Genomic DNA, 24,883 nt, shown 5'->3' on the forward strand with positions numbered 1-24,883 from the left:
ACCATCTTTACTGGTTAGACGGTAAGTATTCACGACATGAATTCATTAAAATGAATTGTAAAGTGCAACGATTGGCGGGCATGAAATCTGATTGTTGCTGTTTTTTTGCTCATGAAAGTGTTCTTTGAGTATTTACACTTTTGTTTAATCGTATTGATTTTCAGTAGTGATTGAAATACCAATCAAAATCCCTCAAACAATTTGATTTTTTTATCATTAATCCTATGGCATTGCCTCAATTTATAGCTAAACTAATCCCAGTTTAATTCTTTCCTTATCTAGGGTTTCTATGTCTGTAAGTGATAACAACATGTCCGGGAGCAGTCATGATCCGGAACAGATTGATCTGATTGATTTACTAGTACAGTTGTGGCGCGGGAAAGTAACAATCGTTATTGCGATTGTTATTGCCATAGTGCTTGCTGTGGGCTATCTGGCAGTTGCTAAGGAGAAATGGACCTCTACAGCAATTATCACTCAACCGGATGTTGGTCAGATAGCCACATATAACAACGCCCTCAACGTGTTGTATGGTGTCAGCGCCCCTAAGGTTACTGAGTTACAGGCAAACGTGATTGGCCGTTTTAGTACGTCATTTTCTGCATTGGCGGAAACGCTGGATAATCAGGAAAAGCCTGAAAAACTATCGATTGAGCAGTCTGTAAAAGGGCAACCATTACCGTTGGCGGTTTCTTATGTGGGTGGCTCACCAGAAGACGCTCAGCGTCAACTCGCCAAATACATTCAACAAACAGATGAAAAGGTTGCCAAAGAGCTGGAACTTGACCTGGTTGATAACATCAAATTGCAAACAACTACGTTGCAAGACTCTCTGAAAACTCAGGAAGTGGTCGCTCAGGAGCAAAAAGATCTGCGAATCAAGCAAATCCAGGAAGCGCTGCGGTATGCAGTGCAGGCGGGTGTGACCAAGCCGCAGATTCAGCAAACTCAGGATGTTACGCAGGACAGCATGTTCCTGTTGGGTAGCGATGCCCTGAAGTCCATGATTGAGCACGAATCTACGCGTCCGTTGATATTATCTGACAATTATTTCCAGACAAAACAAAAACTGTTGGATATTAAAAGCCTTAAGCTTGATGGGGCTGAGTTACACGCCTACCGCTACGTGATGAAACCAACGTTACCGGTTCGTCGTGACAGTCCGAAAAAAGCGATTACCCTGGTGCTGGCGGTTCTGCTCGGCGGGATGATTGGGGCTGGCGTGGTGCTGGGGCGAAATGCTCTGCGTGGTTACAACGCAAAAGCAGAGTAAACCTGAACCTGACAACAAAAAACCGGGCAGTGCCCGGTTTTTTCATATCTGCTCTGCAACTTACTGATGACGCTTACGTAAATTCTCAATCACCGTCGTCAGGTCAAGGTCCTGATCCTGCAGCAGCACCAGCAGGTGATACATCAGATCAGAGGCTTCGTTTGTCAGCTCAAAGTGGTCGTTCACCGTCGCAGCCAGCGCGGTTTCTACGCCTTCTTCACCCACTTTCTGTGCGATGCGTTTGGTGCCGCTGGCATACAGTTTCGCGGTGTAGGAACTGGCTGGGTCAGCGGTTTTACGTTCGGCCAGCAGTTGCTCAAGCTGATACAGGAACAGCCACTGGTGGCTGGCGTCGCCAAAGCAGCTTGAAGTCCCTTTATGGCAGGTCGGGCCAATCGGGTTAACCAGCACTAGCAGAGTGTCGTTGTCGCAGTCAGGCGCAATGCTCACCACATTCAGGAAGTGACCTGAGGTCTCTCCTTTGGTCCACAGGCGCTGCTTGGTCCGCGAGAAAAAGGTCACTTTGCCGCTTTCGAGCGTTTTATCCAGCGCTTCCGGGTTCATATAACCCAGCATCAGCACCTCACCGGAAACCGCATGCTGCACGACGACTGGCATCAGCCCGTCGGTTTTTTCCCAGTCCAGCTCGCGGCATTGTTGCTTCGTTAACATATCCTGATCTCCACGCCCTGTGTTGCCAGGTACGCTTTTAATTCGCCAATATTGATGATTTGCTTGTGGAAGACGGAGGCGGCAAGCGCGCCGTCAACGTCGGCATCCCGGAAGGCTTCGAGAAAGTGTTCCATGGTGCCCGCGCCGCCGGAGGCAATCAGCGGGACGTGACAAACGTCACGTACTTTTTTCAACTGTTCCAGGTCATAACCGTTACGTACGCCGTCCTGATTCATCATGTTCAGGACGATTTCGCCCGCGCCGCGTTTTTGGACTTCCTGCACCCAGTCCAGTGTTTCCCATTGCGTGACGCGGGTACGGCTTTCATCCCCGGTATACTGATTAACGTGATATTTGCCGGTTTCGACGTCATACCACGTATCAATGCCCACCACGATGCACTGCACGCCAAAGCGATCCGCCAGACGGGTGATAAGTTCCGGTTCGGCCAGCGCCGGGGAGTTGATGGAGATTTTGTCCGCCCCGAAAGAGAGGATACGTGCCGCATCGTCGATGGATTTAATGCCACCGGCAACACAGAACGGAATATCGATCACTTCCGCCACGCGTGATACCCAACTTTTATCCACTACGCGGCCATCGCTGGAAGCGGTGATATCGTAGAACACCAGTTCATCTGCGCCTTCATCGGCATAGCGTTTTGCCAGTGGGACAATGTCGCCAATAATCTCGTGATTGCGGAACTGAACGCCTTTTACTACCTGCCCATCGCGGACGTCCAGACAAGGAATTATGCGTTTTGCCAGCATTGAATGGCCTCCTCAACGGTGAACTTACCTTCCAGCAAGGCTCGTCCGACGATAACACCACGAACACCGGTCCCGCGCAGGGCCGCTACGTCCTCGATTCCACCAATACCACCAGATGACTGAAACGCCACTTGCGGATATTTGGCGCACACTTCTTCATAAAGCGCGACGTTTGAACCTGCCAGCGTACCGTCGCGGGAAATATCGGTGCACAGCACGTGTTTCAGGCCGACGGGTAAATAGGTCTCAACCAGTTCTTCCAGTGAAACCCCGGAATCTTCCTGCCAGCCGCTAACCGCCACCTGTTTGTTCCCGCGCTCGTCAATACGAACGTCCAGTGCCAGCACCAGCGCGTCGGCACCAAAACGGGCAAACCAGTTCTTGACGACTTCGGGAGATTTTACCGCCGTCGAACCCACCACTACACGTGCAACACCAGCGTTAAGCAGCGCTTCAATATCCGCTTCGGTACGCACGCCGCCGCCAACCTGCACTGGAACGTTGACGCCAGCGACCAGCGTTTTAATCAGCGGGAGCTGGCGCAGCGCCGGGTCTTTCGCGCCGGTTAAATCAACCAGGTGCAGTACTTCGGCACCCTGGGCGGCGTAATCCTGCAAACGGGGGAGCGGATCGTTGCCGTAATCACGTTGCGTTGCGTAATCGCCCTGATGAAGACGCACTACCGTGCCGTCGATTAAATCTAATGCCGGAATAATCATTACATCTCCAGAAAGTTTTTCAGCAACTGCGCCCCAGCCGCGCCCGAACGTTCCGGGTGAAACTGTACGCCAAAGAAATTGTCTTTTTGTACTGCCGCGGTAAACGGTTCGCCGTAATTGCACTGGGCGATGGTCCACGGGTTTACCGGCATAGCGTAGCTGTGTACAAAGTAGAAATATGCGCCATCTTCAATGCCCTGGAACAGACGATTTCCCGCTTGTGGATAGACGCGATTCCAGCCCATGTGCGGCAGCGGCAGACCGAAATCGGTCATCTTCGGGACATCCTGCTCAATAATGCCCAGCAGGGATACGCCGTTACTCTCTTCACTGCGACGACCAAGCAGTTGCATGCCTAAGCAGATCCCCAGCACTGGTTGCGTACAGGCTTTGATCAGCTCAATCAGTTCACGTTCGTGCAACTGGTCCATCGCCGCCTGGGCGGTACCGACGCCTGGCAGAAACAGCTTATCGGCTCGCAGCACTACGTCCGGGTCGCGGCTGACAACAGGATCGTATCCATGGCGTGCGACGGCGGATTTTACCGAGTGCAGGTTGGCGCAGCCGGTGTCCAGAATCACCACGTCCATTACAGCACTCCTTTTGAAGAGGGCAGCGTGTCGCCTTCGACGCGAATCGCCTGACGCAACGTACGACCAAAGGCTTTAAAAAGACTTTCCACTCTGTGGTGGTCATTTTTGCCTTTGGTTTTCAGGTGCAGGGTGACGCCCATGGTGTAAGAGAGTGAGCGGAAGAAGTGTTCGATCATCTCTGTGCTCAGATCGCCAACACGCTGGTAGGTAAACTCCGCGCGGTATTCCAGGTGCGGGCGGCCGGAGATATCCAGTGCGCAACGCGCCAGGCACTCGTCCATCGGCAGCACAAAACCAAAACGATTGATGCCGCGTTTATCGCCTAATGCCAGCTTTAAAGCTTCACCCAGCGCCAGACCGGTATCTTCAACGGTGTGGTGATCGTCTATATATAGATCGCCCTTGACGGCTATCTCCATGCGAAAACCGCCATGGGTGGCGATTTGGTCCAGCATGTGGTCAAAGAAGCCAACGCCTGTGTTGATTTTGCTTTGACCTTCGCGGTCCAGCCAGACTTTGACGTCAATCTGCGTTTCTTTGGTATTACGCTCAACGTGCGCGTAGCGGTCACGTTTGGTCAGCTGCTCGCCGATCATCACCCAGTTCAGGGTGTCGCGATGGTAACGCAATCCGCTAATGCCCATGTTTTCAGCGAGCTGAATATCGGTCGCCCGGTCGCCAATGACGTAGCTGTTCGCCATATCCATGGCCTGTTCAACCAGATACTGTTCAACCAGCTTCACTTTTGGCTTACGGCAATCGCACTCGTCCGCTGGCAGGTGCGGGCAAATCAGTACCTCATCAAATGTCACACCCTGAGAGGTGAAAATTTGCATCATCAGGTTATGCGGACCGTCAAAATCAGCCTGTGGGAAACTCTGCGTTCCGAGTCCATCCTGGTTAGTGATCATAACCAGCTTAAAACCTGCTTTTTGCAGTTTCAGCAAAACGGGAACAACTTCCGGCTCGAAGGCGAGTTTGTCAAAGCGATCGACCTGAAAGTCACTCGGCGGTTCGGAAATCAGGGTTCCATCACGGTCAATAAAAAGATACTTCTGGCTCATACTTGCTCCGCACGTAAGGCGTCAATGACGCGCTGGCTCTCTTCACGGGTTCCGACAGTAATTCGCAGGCAGCCGCTTAACGAAGGTTGTTTATTCTGATCTCGTAAGATAATGCCCTGATCCCACAAAGATTTAAATACGCTACTTGATGCGGTGAAGCGCGCCAGAACATAGTTGGTTTCAGAGTCGAAAACCTGTTCTACACAGCGAATCGTTTTCAGGTTATCTACCAGATACTGACGCTCTTCCAGGATCTGCTCTACGCGTTTACGCATGGCGGAAATCCCTTGCGGCGTCAGGGCTTGGGCGGCGATATCTGCCACCGGCGTAGAGAGTGGGTAAGGGGCAATCACCTTTAACAGCAGATTGATAACCTCTTCATTCGCCAGCGTAAACCCGCAGCGTAAACCGGCGAGAGCAAACGCTTTTGACAACGTGCGTAATATCACCAGATGCGGATACTCAGACAGCCAGCCTGCCAGCGTGGCTTGCGGGCAAAACTCAATATAGGCCTCATCAGCGACCACAATAGCTTTACCCTGCGTCATTTCGAGCAGTGAACGCAGCTCCTGCGGGTTAATCAACTGGCCGGTTGGGTTATTAGGGCTGCAAACGTAGACCACCTTCACGCCATCAATCTTGTCCGCGATGCCTTGCAAATCCAGCTGCCAGTTTTCAAGGGGCGGAACGGTGCGGCATTCGACGCCAATCGTTTCGGCGCTGACGCTGTACATGCCGTAAGTCGGCGGGCAGTAGAGAATGGCATCTTTACCGGGTTCGCAAAACGCGCGCACCAGCAGCTCGATCCCTTCATCTGCGCCGCGGCTGACCAGCACCTGCTCCGGTTTGACGCCAGCATACTGCGCGTAATTCTCAATCACCGCTTTCGGCTGACACTCCGGGTAGCGGTTCAGCGTTTGTTGACTGAGATGGAACTCCACGGCGGTGGGATATTCATTCGCGTTGAGCCAGACATCGCCGTTACCGCCGAGACGACGGGCAGACTGATAGGGCGTTAATTCGCGAACATTCTTACGGGCTAAATCAGTGACGCTGAGAAAGTTGTCAGTGCTCATGCTTGCTCCTTCAGGGCGTTAACGCGCAGGGTAACGGCATTTTTGTGGGCGGTCAGTAGCTCAGCCGCGGCCAGGGTTTCAATGGTGGCGGCCAGCGCAGAGAAACCTTGTGGTGTTAATTCCTGTACGGTCATGCGTTTCTGGAAATCAGCGAGCCCCAGACTGGAACAGGTTGCGGTATAACCGTAGGTTGGCAGCACGTGGTTGGTACCGGAAGCGTAGTCGCCTGCGGATTCCGGCGACCAGTCGCCGAGGAACACCGAACCGGCGCTGGTGATCTCATCAACCAGTTCACGTGCGTTGCGGGTCTGAATAATCAGGTGTTCCGGACCGTAGGCGTTAGAAATGGCCACGCACTGCGCCAGATCTTTGGCGATAATCAGCCGACTGGCACTGAGCGCCTGGCGGGCGGTCTCAGCGCGGGAAAGCTCAGCGAGCTGGCGTTCAACGGCTTCGGCCACGCCTTCGGCAAGCTTAGCGTCCGGCGTCAGCAGGATCACCTGCGAGTCCGGGCCGTGCTCGGCCTGAGAGAGCAGGTCGGAGGCGACAAAATCTGGCGTTGCGCCGCTGTCGGCGATAACCAGCACTTCGGACGGACCAGCAGGCATGTCGATGGCCGCGCCGTCAAGACGCTGGCTGACCTGACGTTTGGCTTCGGTCACATACGCATTGCCCGGCCCGAAGATTTTATCGACCTTAGGAATGGATTCGGTGCCCAACGCCAGCGCGGCAATAGCCTGCGCGCCGCCCACATTAAACACCTCTTTTACACCACACAGCTGCGCGGCGTAGAGAATTTCATCGGCAATCGGCGGCGGTGAGCACAACACCACTTTTTTGCAGCCGGCGATGCGCGCCGGGGTCGCCAGCATTAATACGGTAGAGAACAGCGGCGCCGAACCTCCAGGAATATACAGGCCCACGGAAGCGATAGGGCGGGTAACCTGCTGGCAGCGCACACCCGGCTGAGTTTCGATATCCACCGGCGGCAGGATCTGCGCGGTGTGGAAAGTATCAATATTACGCACCGCCGCCTGCATAGCTTGTTTCAGTTCGTCGCTCAGGCGACTACTGGCTTGCTGGATTTCTTCCTCGGTGACGCGCAGCGCGCCGACCTCGGTTTTATCAAACTTCGCGCTGTATTCACGGAGCGCCCGGTCGCCGTTATTTTTGACGTTCTCAAGGATCTCGGCCACCGTACGGCTGATGCTTTTCGAGGCGGAAATAGCCGGGCGCATCAGCAGTTCGCGTTGCTGCTCGGGGCTACAGCTATTCCAGTCAATCAGGGTATTGAAGCTCATGGCTATCACTCCATCATCTTCTCAATTGGCAGCACCAGAATTGAGCTGGCACCGAGCGCTTTCAGTTTTTCCATTGTTTCCCAGAACAGGGTTTCGCTGCTGACCATGTGCATGGCAACACGCTGCTGGTCGCCGGCCAGCGGCAGAATGGTCGGGCGCTCAGCGCCAGGCAGCAGGGCGATAACTTCGTCCAGACGCTCGCTCGGCGCGTGCATCATAATGTATTTGGATTCGCGTGCCTGAATCACCCCCTGGATACGGGTCAGCAGTTTGTCGATCAGTTGTTGCTTGGCTTCGGCCATTTCGCCGTCGCGCTGAATCAGGCAGGCTTTAGAGCGGTAAATGACTTCCACTTCACGCAGACCGTTGGCTTCAAGCGTTGCGCCGGTGGACACCAGATCGCAAATCGCATCTGCCAGGCCTGCACGAGGTGCGACTTCTACAGAGCCATTCAACAGACAGGATTTAAACGACACCCCTTTCTGATCGAGATAGCGTTTGAGCAGGTGTGGGTAAGAGGTAGCGATACGCTTACCGTTCAGCGCTGCCGGGCCATCCCAGGCTTCATCAACCGGGGTAGCCAGCGAGAGACGGCAGCCGCCGAAGTCAAGACGGCGCAGGGTAAAATAGCGAGGGTCTTCACCCTGTGCGCGGCGGTTGAGCAGTTCCTCTTCGAGAACGTTTTCCCCGATGATGCCGAGGTCAACAACGCCATCCATCACCAGACCCGGGATATCGTCATCACGTACGCGCAGAATATCGATAGGCATATTCTCTGCCATTGCAATCAGGCGCTGGGTGTGAAGATTAATTTTAATGCCGCAACGGGCCAGCAATTCGCGTGAATCATCGCTTAAACGGCCAGATTTCTGCATAGCTATGCGTAAACGGGTGTTGTCTAACATTCTTTATTCCTCGTTATCCTGTCTGAATCAGTTTGGGTCACGCACAAAAAAAAGCCCCCGGAAGAAATCTTCCGGGGGCTTTCTCATACGCTCATGCACCGCTGGAAGATTTAAATGTCTCCCAGCACACATCGCCTGAAAGACTAGTCAGGATGATGGTGATGATGGTGTTTGAATTGAGCGCGTGTCATAAATTTTCTCGATGAATGTTTATTCATTTGATGTCTTTTAACCTAAACCACTTTAGCTACGGAAAGCAAGGGCTTTTTTTGATCATTAATTCATTTCATATTGATACTATGAATTGTCAGCCACCGTGGGCTGGCGTAGCCTTGCGTTATAGGCCAAAAGTCAGGAGAGAAGGCATGAAAAAGGTCGCAATTGTCGGATTAGGTTGGTTAGGCATGCCGTTAGCCATGTCGCTGGCGGCGAGAGGCTGGCAGGTTACCGGCAGCAAAACCACATTGGATGGGGTGGAAGCGGCCCGCATGAGCGGTATCGAGAGTTACTCGCTGCGCCTGGAACCTGAACTGGTCTGTGAGGCTGACGATCTAGACGCACTGATGGACGCCGATGCGTTGGTTATTACGCTGCCTGCACGCCGTAGCGGTCCTGGGGAAGCATTTTACCTGCAGGCAATGCAGGAACTGGTCGACAGCGCGCTGGCGTATCGGATCCCGCGAATTATTTTTACCAGTTCGACATCAGTCTATGGTGACGTTCAAGGAACAGTGAAAGAGGGGACGCCGCGTAATCCGGTCACGGCAAGTGGCCGTGTTCTGAAAGAACTTGAAGACTGGTTGCACAATTTACCTGGCACGTCGGTGGATATTTTGCGTCTGGCCGGGTTAGTTGGTCCGGGAAGACATCCTGGTCGCTTCTTTGCCGGCAAGACGGCGCCAGACGGACATCATGGCGTCAATCTGGTGCATCTGGACGATGTGGTTTCTGCCATCACGTTACTGCTGCAAGCGCCTAAAGGGGGACACATCTATAATATATGTGCGCCTATGCATCCGGCGCGTAACGTGTTCTATCCGCAGATGGCCCGCCAGTTGGGGATGGAGCCGCCGGAATTTCGCGACGGTACGGATAACGGTAAAGGTAAAGTCATTGATGGCAACCGTATTTGTAATGAGCTTGGGTTTGAGTACCAGTATCCTGATCCGCTGGTGATGCCGATGGAGTGACAAGCCAGCAGAGTGCCGCTGTATACCGCCAGGGGGCGAGTATGAAACCACTGCTGGACGTTCTTATCATCCTCGATGCCTTAGAAAAAGAGGGCAGTTTCGCGGCGGCGTCGGCAAAATTATTTAAGACGCCGTCTGCGCTTAGCTACACCGTCCATAAGCTGGAAAGCGATCTTAATATTCAGATACTCGATCGCAGCGGGCACCGGGCTAAGTTCACCCGCACCGGACAGATGCTGCTGGAAAAGGGGCGGGAGGTGCTGCATACCGTCCGTGAACTCGAAAAGCAGGCCATTAAACTACACGAAGGCTGGGAGAATGAACTGGTTATTGGCGTAGATGATACCTTTCCCTTTTCATTGCTGGCCCCACTCATCGAGTCTTTCTATCAACACCACAGCGTGACGCGTCTGAAATTTATCAATGGCGTGCTGGGCGGCTCATGGGATGCCCTAATTCAGGGCCGGGCGGATATTATTGTCGGTGCCATGCATGAACCCCCTGCAGCGAGCGAATTTGGCTTTGCACGGCTGGGGGTTCTGGAACAGGTGTTTGTGGTTGCGCCGCATCACCCGCTGGCGCAGGAACAGGAACCGTTAAATCGTCGCACTATTCGCCGTTTTCGCGCCATTGTAGTGGGCGACAATGCGCAGCATGCCAATGTCTCAGGTTCTCAGGTGCTTGACGATCAGGAAGCCATTACCGTTTTTGACTTCAAAACCAAGCTGGAACTACAAATCAGCGGCCTGGGATGTGGCTATATTCCGCGCTATCTGGCGCAGCGATTTCTGGAGAGCGGCGCACTGATTGAGAAAAAAGTGGTTGCGCAAATTGTCCTTGAACCCGTGTGGATAGGCTGGAATGAACAGACCGCCGGGTTGGCCAGTGCCTGGTGGCGAGATGAAATTTTAGCAAATAGTGCTATTGCGGGGGTGTATGTTAAAACGGCTGCTGACAAATCAATCAGTTAAGAAAAAATATTCTTTTGTGGCCACTTCAATCTCTTGTTATTTCTCCCCAATTTAGTGCAAAATACGCCGCTTGCAAAAAATGACATTAACCGACGTTTTAATACGCGTCGGTTATTTTTTTGCATCAAACCAATCATTCATAAAAGAGGCCGGGCTTCGTACCGGATAGATACTTACTTAAAAATCGACAGTTGTTGTCGCTGAGGATTAACAAAAAATGGGGCAATTTTTTGCTTACGCGACGGTTTTCGCCGTAATGGGGGATAACCATGTCGCATAACGCTACTCCAAACACCTCTCGCGTGGAATTACGTAAAACGCTTACGCTGGTTCCGGTTGTCATGATGGGCCTTGCCTATATGCAGCCGATGACGCTGTTCGATACATTCGGTATCGTATCAGGAATGACCGATGGTCACGTCCCGACAGCTTACGCCTTTGCACTGATCGCCATCCTTTTTACCGCACTGAGCTACGGTAAACTGGTACGCCGCTATCCGTCTGCAGGCTCTGCCTACACTTACGCCCAGAAATCCATTAGCCCGACAGTTGGCTTTATGGTGGGTTGGTCATCACTGCTGGACTACCTGTTCGCCCCGATGATCAACATTCTGTTAGCGAAAATTTATTTTGAAGCGCTGGTGCCCTCGATTCCATCCTGGATGTTCGTGGTGGCGCTGGTGGCCTTTATGACAGCCTTCAACCTGCGCAGCCTTAAATCCGTTGCGAATTTCAACACCGTGATCGTGTTGTTGCAGGTGGTGCTGATTGCGGTGATCCTCGGCATGGTCGTTTATGGCGTGTTCGAAGGGGAAGGTGCCGGTACGCTGGCGAGCAGTCGTCCATTCTGGTCCGGTGATGCGCACGTGATCCCGATGATCACCGGTGCGACCATCCTGTGCTTCTCGTTCACCGGTTTTGACGGTATCAGCAACCTGTCAGAAGAAACCAAAGACGCTGAGCGCGTGATCCCGCGTGCGATTTTCCTGACTGCGCTGATTGGTGGCCTGATCTTTATCGTCTCCACCTATCTGCTGCAGTTGTACTTCCCGGATATTTCGCGCTTTAAGGATCCAGATGCTTCGCAGCCGGAAATCATGCTGTATGTTGCCGGTAAGTTCTTCCAGGTCGGCGCGCTGATTTTCTCTACCATTACCGTACTGGCGTCCGGTATGGCGGCGCATGCAGGCGTTGCGCGTCTGATGTACGTGATGGGTCGTGACGGCGTATTCCCGAAAAGCTTCTTCGGTTATGTACACCCGAAATGGCGTACTCCGTCCATGAACATCATTCTGGTTGGGGCGATTGCTCTGTTGGCAATCAACTTCGACCTGGTGATGGCGACGGCGCTGATTAACTTTGGTGCGCTGGTGGCATTTACCTTCGTTAACCTGTCGGTAATCTCCCAGTTCTGGATCCGTGAGAAGCGTAACAAGACGCTGAAAGATCACTTCCAGTACCTGTTCCTGCCAATGTGCGGTGCGCTGACCGTTGGCGCGCTGTGGGTGAACCTGGAAGAAAGCTCAATGGTTCTGGGCCTGATCTGGGCGGGTATCGGTCTGATCTACCTTGCTTGCGTGACCAAAAGCTTCCGCAACCCGGTCCCACAGTACGACGAAGATATCGCGTAATAACTGCATTTAGCTGAAAAAAAACGGAGACATGTTCTCCGTTTTTTTATACGTGGGATTTATACAATCTCTTCGGCATACTGCCAGAGTGATTTCAGCAGCATCAACTTTTCTTTGTTATCCGCATATTGCTGGCTCAATAGCTGCAATTCATTGGCGTAATTTTGCAAAAACTCCGGTGTGAATACCTGGCGACGATGGTCCAGCCAGCGCTGCTGTTCAGCTTCGTCCAGCGTTCCCGGGAAGTTACGTGCACGGTAATTAAACAACAATTTTTCAATGCGCTTATCGACAAAGGAGATATCCAGCGCCGGTAAATTGCGTGGTTCGGTTTCCAGAACGATTTTCATCGCCGCACGGTCAGCATCGCTGAAAAAGCCGTTGTACAGTTGGGCATCCACGTTATCTGATGGAGTAAAGGGTTCCGCATCGGCAAAGATCGCGACTACTTTGTCGCGTATCTGCGGGTTTTCGCGCAGAACTTTGAGATTATCCAGACAATGCTGGCGGTTAATGCCAAGACGGTCGGCGTCTTCCGGACGCAGGGTATTCGCCTGTGCCAGTACCGGGCATTTGTTGATGTGCACCAATTTAACCGGTACGGCCGGGTTATCACCCAGATCCGCTTTAGACGTGTAGAGCCGCTCGCGCAGGGCGTCGCTGTCGAGTTCGAGCAGCGGCGAAATATCACCAGCTAAGTCGACCATAATAACCGCGTTACGATTCTCCGGATGCCACGCCAATGGCGCCACCCAACTGGTGTTACCGCGCCATGCGCCGAACATACCAGAGACATGGACCAGAGGTTTCATTTGCGGGACATCAACCAGCGCGGCCAGCTTGTGCTTATTACGATGGCTGTAGAGATAATCAAACAGACGCGGCTGGCGCGACTTCACTAATTGCGCCATTGCGATCGTGGCGTATACGTCCGCCATCGCATCGTGAGCATTGGCATGCTCAATACCGTTGGCTTTAGTCAAATGCTCCAGGCGGAAGCTGGGTAAGCCGTCGTCGTTTTCCGGCCAGTTAATGCCTTCAGGGCGCAGGGCATAGCAGGCGCGCATCACATCCAGCAGATCCCAACGCGAATTATCGTTCTGCCAACTCCAGGCATAGGGATCGTAGAAATTGCGATACAGGATGTTGCGCGTCACCTCATCATCGAAGCGCACGTTGTTATAGCCCAGGATACAGGTTTTCGGCACGGTGAACAGGGCGTGGATGCGCGCAGCAAAAGCGGCTTCATTCTCTCCCTTTTCACGTGCTTCCTGCGGTGTGATACCCGTAATCAACACCGCCTCAGGCTGCGGCAGATAATCGTCCGCGGGTTTGCAATAAAAGACTTCTGGTTCACCGATGATGTTGAAATCATTATCTGTGCGGATAGCCGCAAATTGCGCGGGTCTGTCCAGCGCCGGATGGGTGCCAAAGGTCTCGTAATCGTGGAAGAGAAAACCAGGTTGCTGCTTGCCGTCATTCATTGTTCAGTTATGTCCGGGATCAATTTAGCGCTCGTCCAAGAATACCAAAAAATAGTGAGATAATCAGCTATGGTATTATCGAAGCTGGATTGTGTACGCAATAAAGTTGAGATAAACAGGACTTTTATAGAATTAATAAATAAATTCCGCACTGTTAAAATAAATTACGGAAATAAAATATCTTGGAGTTGCGGATTTGTAAACAATCTAATTGATAACCATTATTGTTATTTTCTTCTTCTTTTATTGGGTTCTGGAAACTTTAAAAGTCTTTTATAAACAAAGAGTTTTTATTTGTGTCAATTCGCTGTCATGCATTGTAATGAAATGTGATTGATGTAAAAAATAAATATTCTAAACGCCATATAATCATTGGATATATCTAATAACAGGAGGTTATATGAGCATTAGTCGGCGTAATTTTTTGCGAGGAGTGGGTATAGGCTGTTCAGCCTGTGCGATAGGCAGTTTTCCGCCAGGCGCACTGGCACGAAATTCTCCTGAGAGTATCAAAGGGAAAACATCCCTGACGCCAAGTTTGTGTGAAATGTGTTCTTATCGTTGCCCGATACAGGCGCAGGTAATTAATAACAAAACGGTTTTTATTCAAGGGAACCCTAATGCTCCTCAACAAGGCACGCGTGTCTGCGCTCGTGGCGGCAGCGGCGTTAGCCTGGTCAACGACCCTCATCGCATTGTTAAACCCATGAAACGCACAGGACCTCGCGGGAGCGGAGAATGGCAGGTTATTAGCTGGGAACAAGCGTATAAAGAAATTGCCGAAAAAATGACGGCAATTAAAACGCAGCATGGTCCTCAGGGCGTCGTCTTTTCTTCTAAATCCGGTTCGCTTTCAGGGCATTTATTTCAACTGGCGACGGCTTTCGGATCGCCAAACACCTTTACGCACGCGTCGACATGCCCGGCCGGAAAATCGATTGCCGCCAAAGTGATGATGGGCGGCGATTTGGCCATGGATATCGCCAATACCCGTTATATGGTCTCTTTTGGTCACAACCTTTATGAAGGAATTGAGGTTGCCGAAACGCATGAACTGATGATGGCGCAGGAAAAGGGCGCAAAAATGGTCAGCTTCGACCCTCGTCTGTCCGTCTTCTCCAGCAAGGCGGATGAATGGCATGCGCTCAAACCGGGCGGCGACTTGCCGGTGTTGATGGCCATGTGTCACGTCATGATCAATGAAAAATTGTATGACGCGGACTTCGTTGCGCGCTACACCACAGGGTTTGACCAACTGGCAGAAGCAGTACAAGAGACCACGCCGGAATGGGCGCAAAAGCAAGCTGATGTGCCTGCTGATGTCATTGTTCGGGTCACCCGAGAAATGGCCGCCTGCGCGCCTCATGCTATCGTCAGCCCGGGCCATCGTGCGACGTTCTCGCAAGAAGAAATTGATATGCGGCGCATGATTTTTACCCTCAACGTGCTGCTTGGCAATATTGAGCGTGAAGGCGGTTTATACCAGAAAAAAGCGGCGGCAACTTATAATAAGCTGGCCGGAGAGAAGGTCGCTCCGGTGCTGGCAAAACCCGATGTCAAATTACCCAAGCCAACGGCGCAGCGTATCGATCTGGTAGCCCCGCAGTTTAAGTACATCGCGGCGGGCGGTGGTGTGGTGCAAAGCATCATTGATGCTGTGTTAAACCAGACGCCTTATCCGGTGAAGGGATGGATTATGTCCCGACACAACCCTTTCCAAACCGTTACCTGCCGACCGGATCTGGTCAAAACCGTTGAACAGCTCGACCTTGTGGTCAGTTGTGATGTTTATCTAAGCGAAAGCACGGCGTATGCCGACTACCTTTTGCCTGAATGTACTTACCTTGAGCGCGATGAAGAAGTTTCAGACATGTCGGGTCTGAACCCAGCCTATGCCCTGCGCCAGCAGGTAGTAGAACCTATTGGTGATGCGCGTCCAAGCTGGCAAATCTGGAAAGAGTTGGCCGTGCAGTTAGGCCTTGGGCAATTCTACCCATGGCAGGATATGCAAACGCGTCAGTTATACCAGCTTAATGGCGATCATGCGCTGTCTGCTGAACTGCGTGAGAAAGGGTATCGGGAGTGGGGTGTTCCGTTACTGCTGCGTGAACCTGAAGCGGTGCGTCAGTTTGTGGAACGCTATCCGGGTGCGGTGGCGGTTGACAGCGACGGTACCTATGGCGAGCAACTGCGCTTTAAATCTCCTTCAGGAAAAATAGAGCTTTATTCTGAAGAGCTGGAGACGCTCCTGCCTGGCTACGGTATTCCGCGCGCGCGCAATTTTGCGCTCAAAGGCGATAGTGAGCTCTATTTTATCCAGGGAAAAGTGGCGGTTCATACCAACGGTGCGACGCAATACGTGCCACTGCTTAGCGAGTTGATGTGGGACAACGCGGTGTGGATCCACCCGCAAACGGCCCGTGAAAAAGGCATCAAAAGCGGCGATGACATCTGGCTGGAAAATGCGACCGGCAAGGAAAAAGGCAAAGCGCTGGTCACCGCCGGAATTCGGCCCGATACGCTGTTTGTTTATATGGGGTTTGGCGCCAAGGCGGGAGCCAAAACCGCGGCGACAACGCACGGTATCCATTGCGGTAATTTGCTTCCGCATGTCACCAGTCCGGTTTCCGGTACAGTGGTGCACACCGCTGGCGTTACGCTTCGTCGGGCATGAGAAAGGAGAACATCATGAATCAAGCAACAAACCCTTATGTCATGCTGCATGACGAGAAACGCTGTATCGGCTGTCAGGCATGTACGGTTGCCTGCAAAGTTTTGAATGACGTGCCAGAGGGATTTAGCCGTCTACAGGTGCAGATCCGTTCACCCGAACATGAACCCGAGGTGCTATCCCACTTCCAGTTTGTTCGCGTTTCCTGTCAGCATTGTGAAGATGCGCCGTGTGTCAGCGTTTGTCCGACCGGTGCGTCATTTCGCGACGAAAATGGCATTGTGCAAGTGGATAAGTCTCGCTGTATTGGCTGTGACTATTGCGTTGCCGCTTGTCCGTTCTACGTTCGTTATCTCAATCCGCAAACGGGAATTGCCGACAAATGTAACTTCTGTGCAGATACCCGACTGGAGACTGGACAATCGCCCGCCTGCGTTTCCGTTTGCCCGACGGATGCGCTGAAATTTGGTCGTCGTGACGACCCGGAAATTCAGCACTGGATAAATCAAAAAGAGGTTTATCGCCAGCAGGATACGCGTAGCGGCCCGGTGAGTGTTTATCGGCGTAAAGAGATCCATCAGGAGGGTAAAGCATGAATTCTATCTGGGGAGCAGAGCTTAACTATGCGCCGGACTACTGGCCGCTGTGGCTCATTTATGCAGGCGTTGTTATTGTGCTGATGATTGCGGGCCTGGTTATACACGCGCTGTTACGTCGGATGTTGTCACCCAAAACAGCTACTGGAGAAGAACATCGGGATTACCTCTATTCGCTGGCAGTTCGCCGCTGGCACTGGGGTAATGCGCTGCTTTTTATCCTGCTTCTGCTGAGTGGCCTGTTTGGGCACTTCTCTGTCGGACCGGTGGCATTGATGGTGCAGGTACATACCTGGTGCGGTTTCGCCCTGTTGGCCTTCTGGGTTGGTTTTGTGCTAATCAACGCAACCAGCGGCAACGGTTGTCATTATCGGGTGAAGTTTAACGGGTTGATATCACGCTGCTTGTTGCAAACGCGCTTTTATCTGTATGGCATCATGAAAGGTGAGCCGCACCCGTTTGCAGCAACGGCAGAGAGTAAATTTAACCCGCTACAACAGTTGGCTTATCTGGCCATCATGTATGCGCTGGTTCCGCTGTTGATCATTACCGGGTTGTTATGTCTCTACCCGCAGGTAATAGGGGCAGGGCCTGTGATGCTGGTGCTGCATATGGTGTTGGCGATTGTCGGCTTACTGTTCATCTGTGCACATATTTACCTGTGCACGCTGGGTGACACACCGGGGCAAATTTTCCGCAGCATGATAGATGGCTATCATCGTCATCGCAGCCATCACGCAGAGACAGCACCGCGCAAAGGCTAATGCCCGCCGCGGTTGATATCTGAAAACCTTTCCTTACAGCAAGAAAATGTGCCTTATGTCACATTTTCTTGCAATTTATCCATGTTTGTTCGCCAGAACTTCCGTAAAAAGAACGGCTATTTTTCCATTTCCTGAGGACATGCTGTTGAAACGCCGTTTGTTTATTGCCGCTTCACTCTTTGCGATGAGTTTTTCGCCCGCGTACGCGACCGAGGTCGTAAGCTTTTCCCCACAGCCACCTGCGATTAATGCCGGAGCGTGGGTATTAATGGATTACACCACGGGCCAAATCCTGACAGCCGGAAATGAACACCAGCAGCGCAACCCTGCCAGCCTGACCAAGCTGATGACTGGTTATGTTGTCGATCGCGCAATCGACAGCAAGCGTATTAGTCCGACAGATATTGTCACCGTTGGGCGCGACGCCTGGGCGAAAGATAATCCGGTATTCGTCGGTTCATCCTTAATGTTCCTGAAAGAAGGGGATCGCGTTTCTGTGCGCGACCTGAGTCGCGGGTTAATTGTTGATTCCGGTAATGATGCCTGTGTGGCGCTGGCGGATTACATCGCCGGAGGGCAGCCACAGTTTGTCGCGATGATGAATAACTATGTGCAAAAGCTGAACCTGCGTGACACGCATTTTGAAACGGTACATGGTCTGGATGCGCCAGGTCAGCATAGCTCAGCTTACGATCTGGCCGTGCTGTCGCGAGCTATCATCCATGGAGAGCCGGATTTCTACCATATGTACAGTGAAAAAAGCCTTACCTGGAACGGAATCACGCAGCAAAACCGTAACGGTTTGTTGTGGGATAAAACCATGAACGTCGACGGTCTGAAGACTGGGCATACCTCCGGCGCTGGATTCAACCTGATTGCTTCTGCTGTTGATGGGCAGCGCCGCCTGATTGCGGTTGTGATGGGGGCGGAGAGTGCGAAAGGACGTGAAGACCAGGCGAGAAAATTGCTGCAATGGGGACAAAAGAACTTCGATACCGTGCAGGTTTTACGTAGCGGTAAGCAGGTCGGTATTGAACGGATCTGGTATGGCGATAAAGAAAAAATTAGCCTTGGCACAGAGCAGGATTTCTGGATGGCCCTGCCTAAAGCCGAAGTCGCGAATATCAAGGCAAAATATGTTCTTGATAAGAAAGAACTGGTCGCCCCCATCGCTGCCCATCAACGTGTGGGGGAAATTGAACTCTACGATCGGGATAAACTGGTGGCGCACTGGCCTCTGGTTACGCTGGAGTCTGTCAACGAAGGTGGCGTCTTCTCGCGTCTGAGCGATTACTTCCGCCATAAGGCGTAGTTTTTCCTGATGTGCCTGACTGGCAAGAGTGCGAATCTGCTCACATAATAATCACTGATTCCTTGTGGCCGCCATACCTAAAAATTACACTGTATATAAATACAGTGTAATAACGGAGGTTATATGGAGTACGAGATAAAGCAGGTCGAGAAACGCATAATTGCCGGTTTCCATATGGTTGGACCGTGGGAACAAACGGTAAAGCAAGGTTTCGAACAGTTAATGATGTGGGTCGACGGTAAGCAGATCGTACCGCTGGAATGGATAGCCGTTTATTACGACAATCCTGACGTTGTTCCGGCGGAAAAACTGCGTTGTGATACCGTGGTGTCTGTGCCTGAAGGTTTTGAGATCCCGGAAAACAGTGAAGGGGTGATCCAGACCGAGCTGGCAGGTGGCGACTATGCTATAGCCGTTGCGCGCGTTGAAAATCATGACTTCGCGACGCCGTGGTATCAGTTTTTTGAGCGCCTGATGCAGGATTCGACGTATGCGATAGCCGCTAAACCCTGTTTTGAAGTTTATCTGAACAACGGCATGGAGGACGGTTACTGGGACATTGAAATGTACGTGCCGGTACAGTTGAAGTAACTGTTTTTGGTGTAAATCAGGATGAATGTCCTGGTCATCAGGATGATGTTTTCACCGTAAAAACAGGTACAATTCGCTTCTTTGCTATTCCCTGACGGAGTGCATGAGTGCGTGCAGATAAGTCGCTGAGTCCTTTTGAAATTCGTTTGTATCGTCATTATCGTGTGGTGCATGGCATTCGCATTGCGCTGGCGTTTCTTCTTACTTTTCTGTTGGTACGCCTGTTAAACATTCCCGAAGGTACATGGCCTCTGATCACGCTGGTGGTGATTATGGGGCCAATTTCTTTTTGGGGTAACGTTGTTCCCAGAGCGTTTGAGCGTATAGGCGGAACGATCCTGGGCTCGGTGCTTGGATTGATTGCCCTGCGTCTGGAACTCTTTTCGCTTCCGCTAATGCTGATCTGGTGCGCGGTGGCGATGTTCCTCTGTGGCTGGTTGGCGTTGGGTAAAAGGCCGTATCAGGCGCTGCTGATTGGCATTACGCTTGCCGTGGTCGTGGGGGCGCCTGCCGGAGATATGAATACCGCGTTATGGCGCGGTGGCGACGTTATTTTGGGTTCGTTACTGGCGATGCTGTTTACTGGCATCTGGCCGCAGCGGGCATTTATACACTGGCGTATCCAATTGGCACATTGTGTGACGGGATACAATCGGGTGTATCAGGCCGCGCTATCCCCTAATTTGCTTGAGCAACCGCGGCTTGAGAAGCATTTACAGCAGCTCTTAAGCGACGTTGTCAAAATGCGCGGACTCATCGTTCCCGCCAGTAAAGAAACCCGTATTCAAAAATCCATTTTTGAGGCTATTCAAACGGTTAACCGCAATCTGGTCTGCATGCTTGAGCTGCAAATTAATGCGCTTTGGGCCAGCCGCACCAGCCATTTTGTCATGCTGAATGCACAAACTTTGCGTGAAACTCAGCTCAGGACGCAGCAGGCGCTACTGACCATAACCCACGCCTTGTACGAAGGAAATCCGCAGCCGGTGCTTGCCAATACGGAAAAGCTCAATGACACCGTGGCGGAGTTGCGTCAGCTCATTGCTGAGCATAAAGGCGATAATGTCGCAGAAACGCCCATTCACGGCTACGTTTGGTTGAACATGGAAATGGCGCGACAGCTGGAGTTGCTCTCACATTTAATCTGTCGCGCGCTGCGCAAATAAAGAGCAGATGAGGCGATAGGTTCTACTGCTGCTTCGATTCAGCAAAGATTAGAGGTATGATACTGAAAAAGGCTAAAACCATTGGTAACTGCAATGGCTTTACCCTCGATAATTCAGGTTTCAACCATGCATTGTCGATGCAGATGCAACTTGAAGTATGGCGGGCATGAAAGTAATGTTGACCCACTTTAGCCGTTGTTTTAACGAATCCGAATCTCACATTATCAGGGGTGTAAAAATGGAAACTACCAAGCCTTCTTTCCAGGACGTGCTGGAATTTGTTCGTCTGTTCCGTCGTAAAAACAAACTGCAACGTGAAATTCAGGACGTTGAGAAAAAGATCCGTGACAACCAGAAACGCGTTCTGCTGTTGGACAACCTGAGCGACTACATCAAGCCTGGAATGAGCGTGGAAGCGATTCAGGGCATTATCGCCAGCATGAAAAGCGATTATGAAGATCGTGTTGATGATTACATCATCAAAAACGCTGAGATCTCTAAAGAGCGCCGCGACATCTCTAAAAAGCTGAAAGCGATGGGCGAAGTGAAAAACGCCGATGCGAAAGCTGAGTAACGATTTTATGCTCGTTTGGGTCGCTGCTTAGCGGCGGCCCTTATTGCAGTTCGACCCCGCCAGTTACCATCCGCAACAAATGTTGTTCCGGCCAGTGCACTGTCAATTTTTTCTGCGTCAGCATCCATTTAATGTAGTCCACATCATGACGCCTTCTGTCGAGCATCAGACCGACGACGCTGCCGCTGTGCGCGACGTTGACGCCGTATAAATCACATTCTTCTACCAGTGCTAATAGTGAATCAAAATCTGGTTTAGGTAACAGCAACTGGCTGGCGATCGCGCTCAGCGTGGCGGCTTCGCCCATCCGATAAGGGTTTTGACTGATACAGGCTTCCTGTACCTTTTCCCATGCGCGTTTCAGAGCTGGGGCGCCCGCCAGTAGCCCTGACTGACGTGGAGTACGGTGATAATCAGCAGTAAGCAAGGTTTCCGGGCTTTCGAGAACCAGCAGATCGAGTTGTGGCTGGGATTCACAGGCAATTTGCGTGGAGGCGTCGTTATGATCGAACAGCGTAAGCTGGCGGAAAACGGTGCTGTCGGTAGGTTCCAGCGAAACGCAAAGCTGCGCCAGAGTGGATTCGTCTAGCTGATGCCCCAGATACTGTGCCGTGGCGATTGCCGTGGCGGCGATATCCGCTGTGCTGCTGGCCATCCCTTTAGCGACAGGAATGGTTGACTGGACATCTATTCGGATATCCTGACTCATGTGTGCCGGGTATTGCCAGTGCAGCAATAACCTCTCAACCATTGCCCGCGAAAGTGGACGTTCATCTGTCAGCGGTGAACCTGAAGTGACCTCAACGGTGCTATACCATTCAACCGGGCAGGAGACCAATTTCTCACTGCCCAGAATCCAGCCCTGGATAAGTTCTCCGCACGATGCGGGACATTGCGCAACAGCCACGTCTTCACCTATGTGATCAGCAATCCTCGGCGCATAGTGTCATGGCGATCGCGCTATTACCATGATTTGCCGCAATTTGCGGTGCGGCAGTATTATGCAGGAATGCCCAATGTCACAGTTTCAGATATCGCTAAACGCATAACGTCTTGCGCAATCATTAGCTCTTCATTGGTATTAATCACTGCTACTTTGACCATCGCATTTTCCGTTTGAATGAAGGTGGCATTACGCTGATTTTTTTCCTCATCAACGGCCAGACCCAGGAAATTCAGGTTACGGCAAATCGCAGCGCGCGCCCGTGCGGAGTTTTCGCCAATACCACCGGTAAACACCAGGGCATCCAGACCGCCCATCTGCATAATATAGCTACCAATGGTGGCACGAATGCGCTCAGCAAAAAGCGTCAACGCCAGCGCAGCCTGGTGATTGCCCGTATCTGCGGCATGTTCAACGTCGCGGTAGTCAGGTGAGATGCCAGAAACACCGAGCAATCCGGACTCATTGTTGAGCAATTGGTTGAGCTGCTGGGGTGTTTTGCCTTCTCGCAGGGCTATCCAGGGCAAAATGGATGGATCAATATCGCCACTTCGCGTGCCCATCATCACGCCAGACTGTGGTGTAAAGCCCATTGACGTATTCACCGATTGTCCGCCTTTGATCGCGCAGATGCTGCTGCCGTTGCCCAGATGACAACAAACAACGCGCAGGGCGCTGAGTGGCACACCCAGTTTTTCAGCAAGCTGTGAGCTAACGTATTTGTGGCTGGTACCATGAAAACCGTAACGACGAATACCCAACTCGACATAGTAACGCCAGGGCAGGGGATAGATGAAAGAAGGCTCATCAAGCGTTTGATGAAACGCGGTGTCGAACACTGCAACGGCTGGCGTTTTGGGCAATAGCTGGCGGAATACCGCGATCCCCAACGCATTTACTGGGTTATGCAGAGGAGCCAGTTCCGCGAGGCGCTCGATTTCTGCCAGCGTTTCATCAGTTACCAGGGCGGAGTCTTTAAAGGATTCCCCGCCGTGTGCGACGCGGTGGCCCACGCCGTCGATCTCTTCCAGACTGCTGATAATGTGGTGGTTGAGCAGTTTTTCCAGAAGCAACGTTACGGCTTCACGGTGATCTGCTACAGGCAAAGTCTCCTGCCATTTCTGCGCTGGTGTTTTTAGGGTGACCTGTGCATCAGACAAACCGATACGTTCTATCAACCCCTGGCAGATCATTTCACCCTGCGGCATCGCCAGTAGTTGAAACTTAAGCGAGGAACTACCTGCATTAATGGCCATTATTTTGTGAGACATGAAGGTTCCTTTGCATTCAGAAAAATGAACATCTCATCGACCCCGGTATTCTCCAGCGCGCTGGTGACAAATACTTTTTGCGCGCCAGCCTGAACTAACCAGCCCTCCACAAGAGAAATACGCTGCGGGTTGGCTAAATCGGCTTTGGTAATGAGGCCAATAACGGGTCGGTTCATTGGTCCGGTAAAACCGGGAGAAAATGGTGACCACGGCGCGTCAGCATTGAGTACCAGCGCAATAATGTCCGCTTCACAGGCGCTGGCCAGCAGCGCACTGTACAGGCAGCGGTTCTCAAGATATTCACCCGGTGTGTCTATTGTCGTAGGAGACCAGACTATGGCCTGGGTCTTCTGATAGTGGAGCACCTCTCCGCGCATGCACTGCGTGAGCGACGTTTTACCGCACTGGCTGGGACCAATTAGCATGATACGTTTCATGAGATTACGTCCGGGTGATGGGACACGCGGTAAAACGCATCATTTCGCCCAGCGTTCGGGTTACCTGTTTCAGCGCGTACTCAACGGCTGAAACATCGCCCGTCAGTACCACCGCGCCGGTAAACCGGTCGAGAAAACCAATCTCTACCGCCCCTGATTTCGTGGCGATATCACAGGCGATGATTGAGGCTTCGCTAGGGGTAATGGTCAGAATACCGATCGCAGAAACCGAATCAGGTAATCCCAGTTTCTTGAACAAATCCTTACCCGGATTAGCGATAAGATGCGCTAATGTGACCTGTTTGCCAGGTACATATTCCTGAATCATTCGATCCGTGGTGGGTTGCCTTTCCATTATCCCTCCACCATCTGTCGCCACATGCTTTCATGCGGGCGAGGAATGACCGAGCGGTAAACCAGCAGGCCTTTTTCACCCGCACTTTCACTGGCAACCGTTACCGCGTTATTCACATCGGATACATCGCCGGCAACGACCATGTAGCACTTGCCGCCAATACCAAATGCCATATGGACGCGGACTAGCGTGACGTTGGAGGCTTTAACCGCCCTGTCGGCGGCGCAGATGCAGGCAGCAACGCTCCATGTTTCGACAATACCAACTGCCTGGCGCTTATCTACGCTGTTTAGTCCGCTGATTGCGGGGAGTACGCTGGCATGAATGTTGGGGAGTACCAGACTATCAACGAGCATATCGCCAGCAAGAGATGTTCCAGTGGCAATCGCCTGTTGTACGGCACCTACGTCACCACCGAGCATGAGTAGAAATTTTCCCGGGCAGATGGTCTTGCTGACCAGTAAATTCACATTCGCGCTTTTTAACATGGCATCGCCAGCTTCCATTCCTTTGGCAATGCTGGTGAGTTCTAAAATCCCTATAGCCTGAGACAT

The 24,883-nt window shown here is 52.0% G+C and carries 26 protein-coding genes, 1 pseudogene and 1 other annotated feature; of the genes and pseudogenes, 12 read left to right on the forward strand and 15 right to left on the reverse strand.

Annotated elements, in window-relative coordinates; translation table 11 throughout:
• Positions 1–289 precede the first annotated feature (289 nt).
• Positions 290–1,273, forward strand: coding sequence for an LPS O-antigen chain length determinant protein WzzB (gene wzzB / locus GUC46_RS08880; RefSeq protein ID WP_088903309.1), 984 nt, complete (start codon positions 290–292; stop codon positions 1,271–1,273).
• A gap of 60 nt (positions 1,274–1,333) precedes the next feature.
• Here wzzB and hisIE read toward each other — a convergent pair whose 3' ends face one another.
• The 9 genes from hisIE to hisL all read right to left on the reverse strand — a co-directional run bounded on the left by hisIE (position 1,334) and on the right by hisL (position 8,564).
• A complete protein-coding gene (gene hisIE, locus GUC46_RS08885) occupies positions 1,334–1,945 on the reverse strand; it encodes a bifunctional phosphoribosyl-AMP cyclohydrolase/phosphoribosyl-ATP diphosphatase HisIE (protein ID WP_130714529.1) in 612 nt (203 codons plus the stop codon).
• The gene (gene hisF, locus GUC46_RS08890; RefSeq protein WP_003838956.1) at positions 1,939–2,715 is read right to left on the reverse strand and encodes an imidazole glycerol phosphate synthase subunit HisF; all 777 of its coding nucleotides are present in this window, start codon (positions 2,713–2,715) and stop codon (positions 1,939–1,941) included. The genes hisIE and hisF overlap by 7 nt, the downstream gene beginning before the upstream one ends.
• A complete protein-coding gene (hisA, locus tag GUC46_RS08895) occupies positions 2,697–3,434 on the reverse strand; it encodes a 1-(5-phosphoribosyl)-5-[(5-phosphoribosylamino)methylideneamino]imidazole-4-carboxamide isomerase (protein ID WP_088903310.1) in 738 nt (245 codons plus the stop codon). Before hisA ends, hisF begins: the two co-directional genes overlap by 19 nt.
• Positions 3,434–4,024 (reverse strand): imidazole glycerol phosphate synthase subunit HisH, encoded by a 591-nt coding sequence (gene hisH / locus GUC46_RS08900; RefSeq protein WP_048218057.1) that lies wholly within the window; start codon positions 4,022–4,024, stop codon positions 3,434–3,436. Before hisH ends, hisA begins: the two co-directional genes overlap by 1 nt.
• On the reverse strand, positions 4,024–5,091 hold the full coding sequence (gene hisB / locus GUC46_RS08905) for a bifunctional histidinol-phosphatase/imidazoleglycerol-phosphate dehydratase HisB (RefSeq protein WP_049002718.1): 1,068 nt from the start codon (positions 5,089–5,091) through the stop codon (positions 4,024–4,026). The genes hisH and hisB overlap by 1 nt, the downstream gene beginning before the upstream one ends.
• Positions 5,088–6,167, reverse strand: a complete 1,080-nt coding sequence (hisC, locus tag GUC46_RS08910) for a histidinol-phosphate transaminase (protein WP_130714530.1) — start codon at positions 6,165–6,167, stop codon at positions 5,088–5,090. Before hisC ends, hisB begins: the two co-directional genes overlap by 4 nt.
• Positions 6,164–7,468 (reverse strand): histidinol dehydrogenase, encoded by a 1,305-nt coding sequence (gene hisD / locus GUC46_RS08915; RefSeq protein ID WP_088903312.1) that lies wholly within the window; start codon positions 7,466–7,468, stop codon positions 6,164–6,166. The genes hisC and hisD overlap by 4 nt, the downstream gene beginning before the upstream one ends.
• 5 nt (positions 7,469–7,473) lie before the next feature.
• Positions 7,474–8,373 (reverse strand): ATP phosphoribosyltransferase, encoded by a 900-nt coding sequence (gene hisG / locus GUC46_RS08920; protein ID WP_003834191.1) that lies wholly within the window; start codon positions 8,371–8,373, stop codon positions 7,474–7,476.
• A gap of 45 nt (positions 8,374–8,418) precedes the next feature.
• Positions 8,419–8,541: a sequence feature (His leader region), on the reverse strand.
• Positions 8,517–8,564 carry a his operon leader peptide gene (hisL, locus tag GUC46_RS08925; protein ID WP_100250077.1) on the reverse strand — a complete coding sequence of 16 codons (48 nt, stop codon included), beginning with the start codon at positions 8,562–8,564 and terminating at the stop codon, positions 8,517–8,519. (Overlaps the previous feature by 25 nt.)
• Positions 8,565–8,738: 174 nt before the next feature.
• Between hisL and GUC46_RS08930 the strand changes: the two genes are divergently transcribed.
• From GUC46_RS08930 to plaP, 4 genes and pseudogenes are all read left to right on the forward strand, one after another.
• Positions 8,739–9,563 carry an SDR family oxidoreductase gene (locus GUC46_RS08930; RefSeq protein ID WP_003030163.1) on the forward strand — a complete coding sequence of 275 codons (825 nt, stop codon included), beginning with the start codon at positions 8,739–8,741 and terminating at the stop codon, positions 9,561–9,563.
• 41 nt (positions 9,564–9,604) lie between these two features.
• Positions 9,605–10,589: pseudogene (locus GUC46_RS08935) on the forward strand (LysR family transcriptional regulator).
• Positions 10,590–10,751: 162 nt separating this feature from the next.
• The gene (yoeI, locus tag GUC46_RS24230; protein ID WP_099045591.1) at positions 10,752–10,814 is read left to right on the forward strand and encodes a membrane protein YoeI; all 63 of its coding nucleotides are present in this window, start codon (positions 10,752–10,754) and stop codon (positions 10,812–10,814) included.
• Entirely contained in the window at positions 10,804–12,165 is a 1,362-nt protein-coding gene (gene plaP / locus GUC46_RS08945; RefSeq protein WP_003030167.1) for a putrescine/proton symporter PlaP, read from the forward strand. Before yoeI ends, plaP begins: the two co-directional genes overlap by 11 nt.
• Positions 12,166–12,224: 59 nt before the next feature.
• Here the strand turns inward: plaP and sbcB are convergent, their stop codons facing one another.
• Positions 12,225–13,649, reverse strand: coding sequence for an exodeoxyribonuclease I (gene sbcB, locus GUC46_RS08950; protein WP_003838973.1), 1,425 nt, complete (start codon positions 13,647–13,649; stop codon positions 12,225–12,227).
• 400 nt (positions 13,650–14,049) lie between these two features.
• Here sbcB and phsA point away from each other — a divergent pair, with 400 nt between their 5' ends.
• The 7 genes from phsA to GUC46_RS08985 all read left to right on the forward strand — a co-directional run bounded on the left by phsA (position 14,050) and on the right by GUC46_RS08985 (position 21,323).
• Complete coding sequence (gene phsA, locus GUC46_RS08955) at positions 14,050–16,323, forward strand: thiosulfate reductase PhsA (protein WP_096890444.1); 2,274 nt, start codon at positions 14,050–14,052, stop codon at positions 16,321–16,323.
• A 14-nt stretch (positions 16,324–16,337) separates the two neighbouring features.
• Complete coding sequence (gene phsB, locus GUC46_RS08960; protein WP_130714531.1) at positions 16,338–16,916, forward strand: thiosulfate reductase electron transport protein PhsB; 579 nt, start codon at positions 16,338–16,340, stop codon at positions 16,914–16,916.
• Complete coding sequence (gene phsC, locus GUC46_RS08965) at positions 16,913–17,680, forward strand: thiosulfate reductase cytochrome B subunit (RefSeq protein WP_003838979.1); 768 nt, start codon at positions 16,913–16,915, stop codon at positions 17,678–17,680. The genes phsB and phsC overlap by 4 nt, the downstream gene beginning before the upstream one ends.
• A gap of 139 nt (positions 17,681–17,819) precedes the next feature.
• On the forward strand, positions 17,820–18,992 hold the full coding sequence (dacD, locus tag GUC46_RS08970; protein WP_032936755.1) for a serine-type D-Ala-D-Ala carboxypeptidase DacD: 1,173 nt from the start codon (positions 17,820–17,822) through the stop codon (positions 18,990–18,992).
• 123 nt (positions 18,993–19,115) lie between these two features.
• Positions 19,116–19,583, forward strand: coding sequence for a DNA gyrase inhibitor SbmC (sbmC, locus tag GUC46_RS08975; protein ID WP_003838984.1), 468 nt, complete (start codon positions 19,116–19,118; stop codon positions 19,581–19,583).
• A 107-nt stretch (positions 19,584–19,690) separates the two neighbouring features.
• Positions 19,691–20,749, forward strand: coding sequence for an FUSC family protein (locus GUC46_RS08980; protein ID WP_003844262.1), 1,059 nt, complete (start codon positions 19,691–19,693; stop codon positions 20,747–20,749).
• Positions 20,750–20,987: 238 nt separating this feature from the next.
• Positions 20,988–21,323 carry a DUF496 family protein gene (locus tag GUC46_RS08985; protein ID WP_003030187.1) on the forward strand — a complete coding sequence of 112 codons (336 nt, stop codon included), beginning with the start codon at positions 20,988–20,990 and terminating at the stop codon, positions 21,321–21,323.
• A 40-nt stretch (positions 21,324–21,363) separates the two neighbouring features.
• Here GUC46_RS08985 and GUC46_RS08990 read toward each other — a convergent pair whose 3' ends face one another.
• The 5 genes from GUC46_RS08990 to pduT form a co-directional block, all read right to left on the reverse strand.
• Complete coding sequence (locus tag GUC46_RS08990; RefSeq protein ID WP_003844259.1) at positions 21,364–22,230, reverse strand: L-threonine kinase; 867 nt, start codon at positions 22,228–22,230, stop codon at positions 21,364–21,366.
• Between the two features lie 92 nt (positions 22,231–22,322).
• Positions 22,323–23,537, reverse strand: a complete 1,215-nt coding sequence (locus GUC46_RS08995) for an acetate/propionate family kinase (RefSeq protein WP_003030191.1) — start codon at positions 23,535–23,537, stop codon at positions 22,323–22,325.
• Positions 23,522–23,974: a propanediol utilization protein PduV gene (pduV, locus tag GUC46_RS09000; protein ID WP_130714532.1), complete on the reverse strand. Its 453-nt coding sequence runs from the start codon at positions 23,972–23,974 to the stop codon at positions 23,522–23,524. Before pduV ends, GUC46_RS08995 begins: the two co-directional genes overlap by 16 nt.
• 4 nt (positions 23,975–23,978) lie before the next feature.
• Positions 23,979–24,329 carry a propanediol utilization microcompartment protein PduU gene (gene pduU, locus GUC46_RS09005; protein WP_003030198.1) on the reverse strand — a complete coding sequence of 117 codons (351 nt, stop codon included), beginning with the start codon at positions 24,327–24,329 and terminating at the stop codon, positions 23,979–23,981.
• Positions 24,329–24,883, reverse strand: a complete 555-nt coding sequence (pduT, locus tag GUC46_RS09010; protein ID WP_003030201.1) for a propanediol utilization microcompartment protein PduT — start codon at positions 24,881–24,883, stop codon at positions 24,329–24,331. The genes pduU and pduT overlap by 1 nt, the downstream gene beginning before the upstream one ends.

The sequence above is a fragment of the Citrobacter sp. LUTT5 genome (assembly GCF_009905315.1).
Classification (GTDB): Bacteria; Pseudomonadota; Gammaproteobacteria; order Enterobacterales; family Enterobacteriaceae; genus Citrobacter; species Citrobacter freundii.

What these genes read in the sequence shown, in the direction of transcription:
- wzzB (WP_088903309.1), top strand. Translation starts at nt 290, where the DNA reads ATGTCTGTAAGTGATAACAACATGTCCGGGAGCAGTCATGATCCGGAA.
- hisIE (WP_130714529.1), bottom strand. Translation starts at nt 1,945, where the DNA reads ATGTTAACGAAGCAACAATGCCGCGAGCTGGACTGGGAAAAAACCGAC.
- hisF (WP_003838956.1), bottom strand. Translation starts at nt 2,715, where the DNA reads ATGCTGGCAAAACGCATAATTCCTTGTCTGGACGTCCGCGATGGGCAG.
- hisA (WP_088903310.1), bottom strand. Translation starts at nt 3,434, where the DNA reads ATGATTATTCCGGCATTAGATTTAATCGACGGCACGGTAGTGCGTCTT.
- hisH (WP_048218057.1), bottom strand. Translation starts at nt 4,024, where the DNA reads ATGGACGTGGTGATTCTGGACACCGGCTGCGCCAACCTGCACTCGGTA.
- hisB (WP_049002718.1), bottom strand. Translation starts at nt 5,091, where the DNA reads ATGAGCCAGAAGTATCTTTTTATTGACCGTGATGGAACCCTGATTTCC.
- hisC (WP_130714530.1), bottom strand. Translation starts at nt 6,167, where the DNA reads ATGAGCACTGACAACTTTCTCAGCGTCACTGATTTAGCCCGTAAGAAT.
- hisD (WP_088903312.1), bottom strand. Translation starts at nt 7,468, where the DNA reads ATGAGCTTCAATACCCTGATTGACTGGAATAGCTGTAGCCCCGAGCAG.
- hisG (WP_003834191.1), bottom strand. Translation starts at nt 8,373, where the DNA reads ATGTTAGACAACACCCGTTTACGCATAGCTATGCAGAAATCTGGCCGT.
- GUC46_RS08930 (WP_003030163.1), top strand. Translation starts at nt 8,739, where the DNA reads ATGAAAAAGGTCGCAATTGTCGGATTAGGTTGGTTAGGCATGCCGTTA.
- plaP (WP_003030167.1), top strand. Translation starts at nt 10,804, where the DNA reads ATGTCGCATAACGCTACTCCAAACACCTCTCGCGTGGAATTACGTAAA.
- sbcB (WP_003838973.1), bottom strand. Translation starts at nt 13,649, where the DNA reads ATGAATGACGGCAAGCAGCAACCTGGTTTTCTCTTCCACGATTACGAG.
- phsA (WP_096890444.1), top strand. Translation starts at nt 14,050, where the DNA reads ATGAGCATTAGTCGGCGTAATTTTTTGCGAGGAGTGGGTATAGGCTGT.
- phsB (WP_130714531.1), top strand. Translation starts at nt 16,338, where the DNA reads ATGAATCAAGCAACAAACCCTTATGTCATGCTGCATGACGAGAAACGC.
- phsC (WP_003838979.1), top strand. Translation starts at nt 16,913, where the DNA reads ATGAATTCTATCTGGGGAGCAGAGCTTAACTATGCGCCGGACTACTGG.
- dacD (WP_032936755.1), top strand. Translation starts at nt 17,820, where the DNA reads ATGCTGTTGAAACGCCGTTTGTTTATTGCCGCTTCACTCTTTGCGATG.
- sbmC (WP_003838984.1), top strand. Translation starts at nt 19,116, where the DNA reads ATGGAGTACGAGATAAAGCAGGTCGAGAAACGCATAATTGCCGGTTTC.
- GUC46_RS08985 (WP_003030187.1), top strand. Translation starts at nt 20,988, where the DNA reads ATGGAAACTACCAAGCCTTCTTTCCAGGACGTGCTGGAATTTGTTCGT.
- GUC46_RS08995 (WP_003030191.1), bottom strand. Translation starts at nt 23,537, where the DNA reads ATGTCTCACAAAATAATGGCCATTAATGCAGGTAGTTCCTCGCTTAAG.
- pduV (WP_130714532.1), bottom strand. Translation starts at nt 23,974, where the DNA reads ATGAAACGTATCATGCTAATTGGTCCCAGCCAGTGCGGTAAAACGTCG.
- pduU (WP_003030198.1), bottom strand. Translation starts at nt 24,329, where the DNA reads ATGGAAAGGCAACCCACCACGGATCGAATGATTCAGGAATATGTACCT.
- pduT (WP_003030201.1), bottom strand. Translation starts at nt 24,883, where the DNA reads ATGTCTCAGGCTATAGGGATTTTAGAACTCACCAGCATTGCCAAAGGA.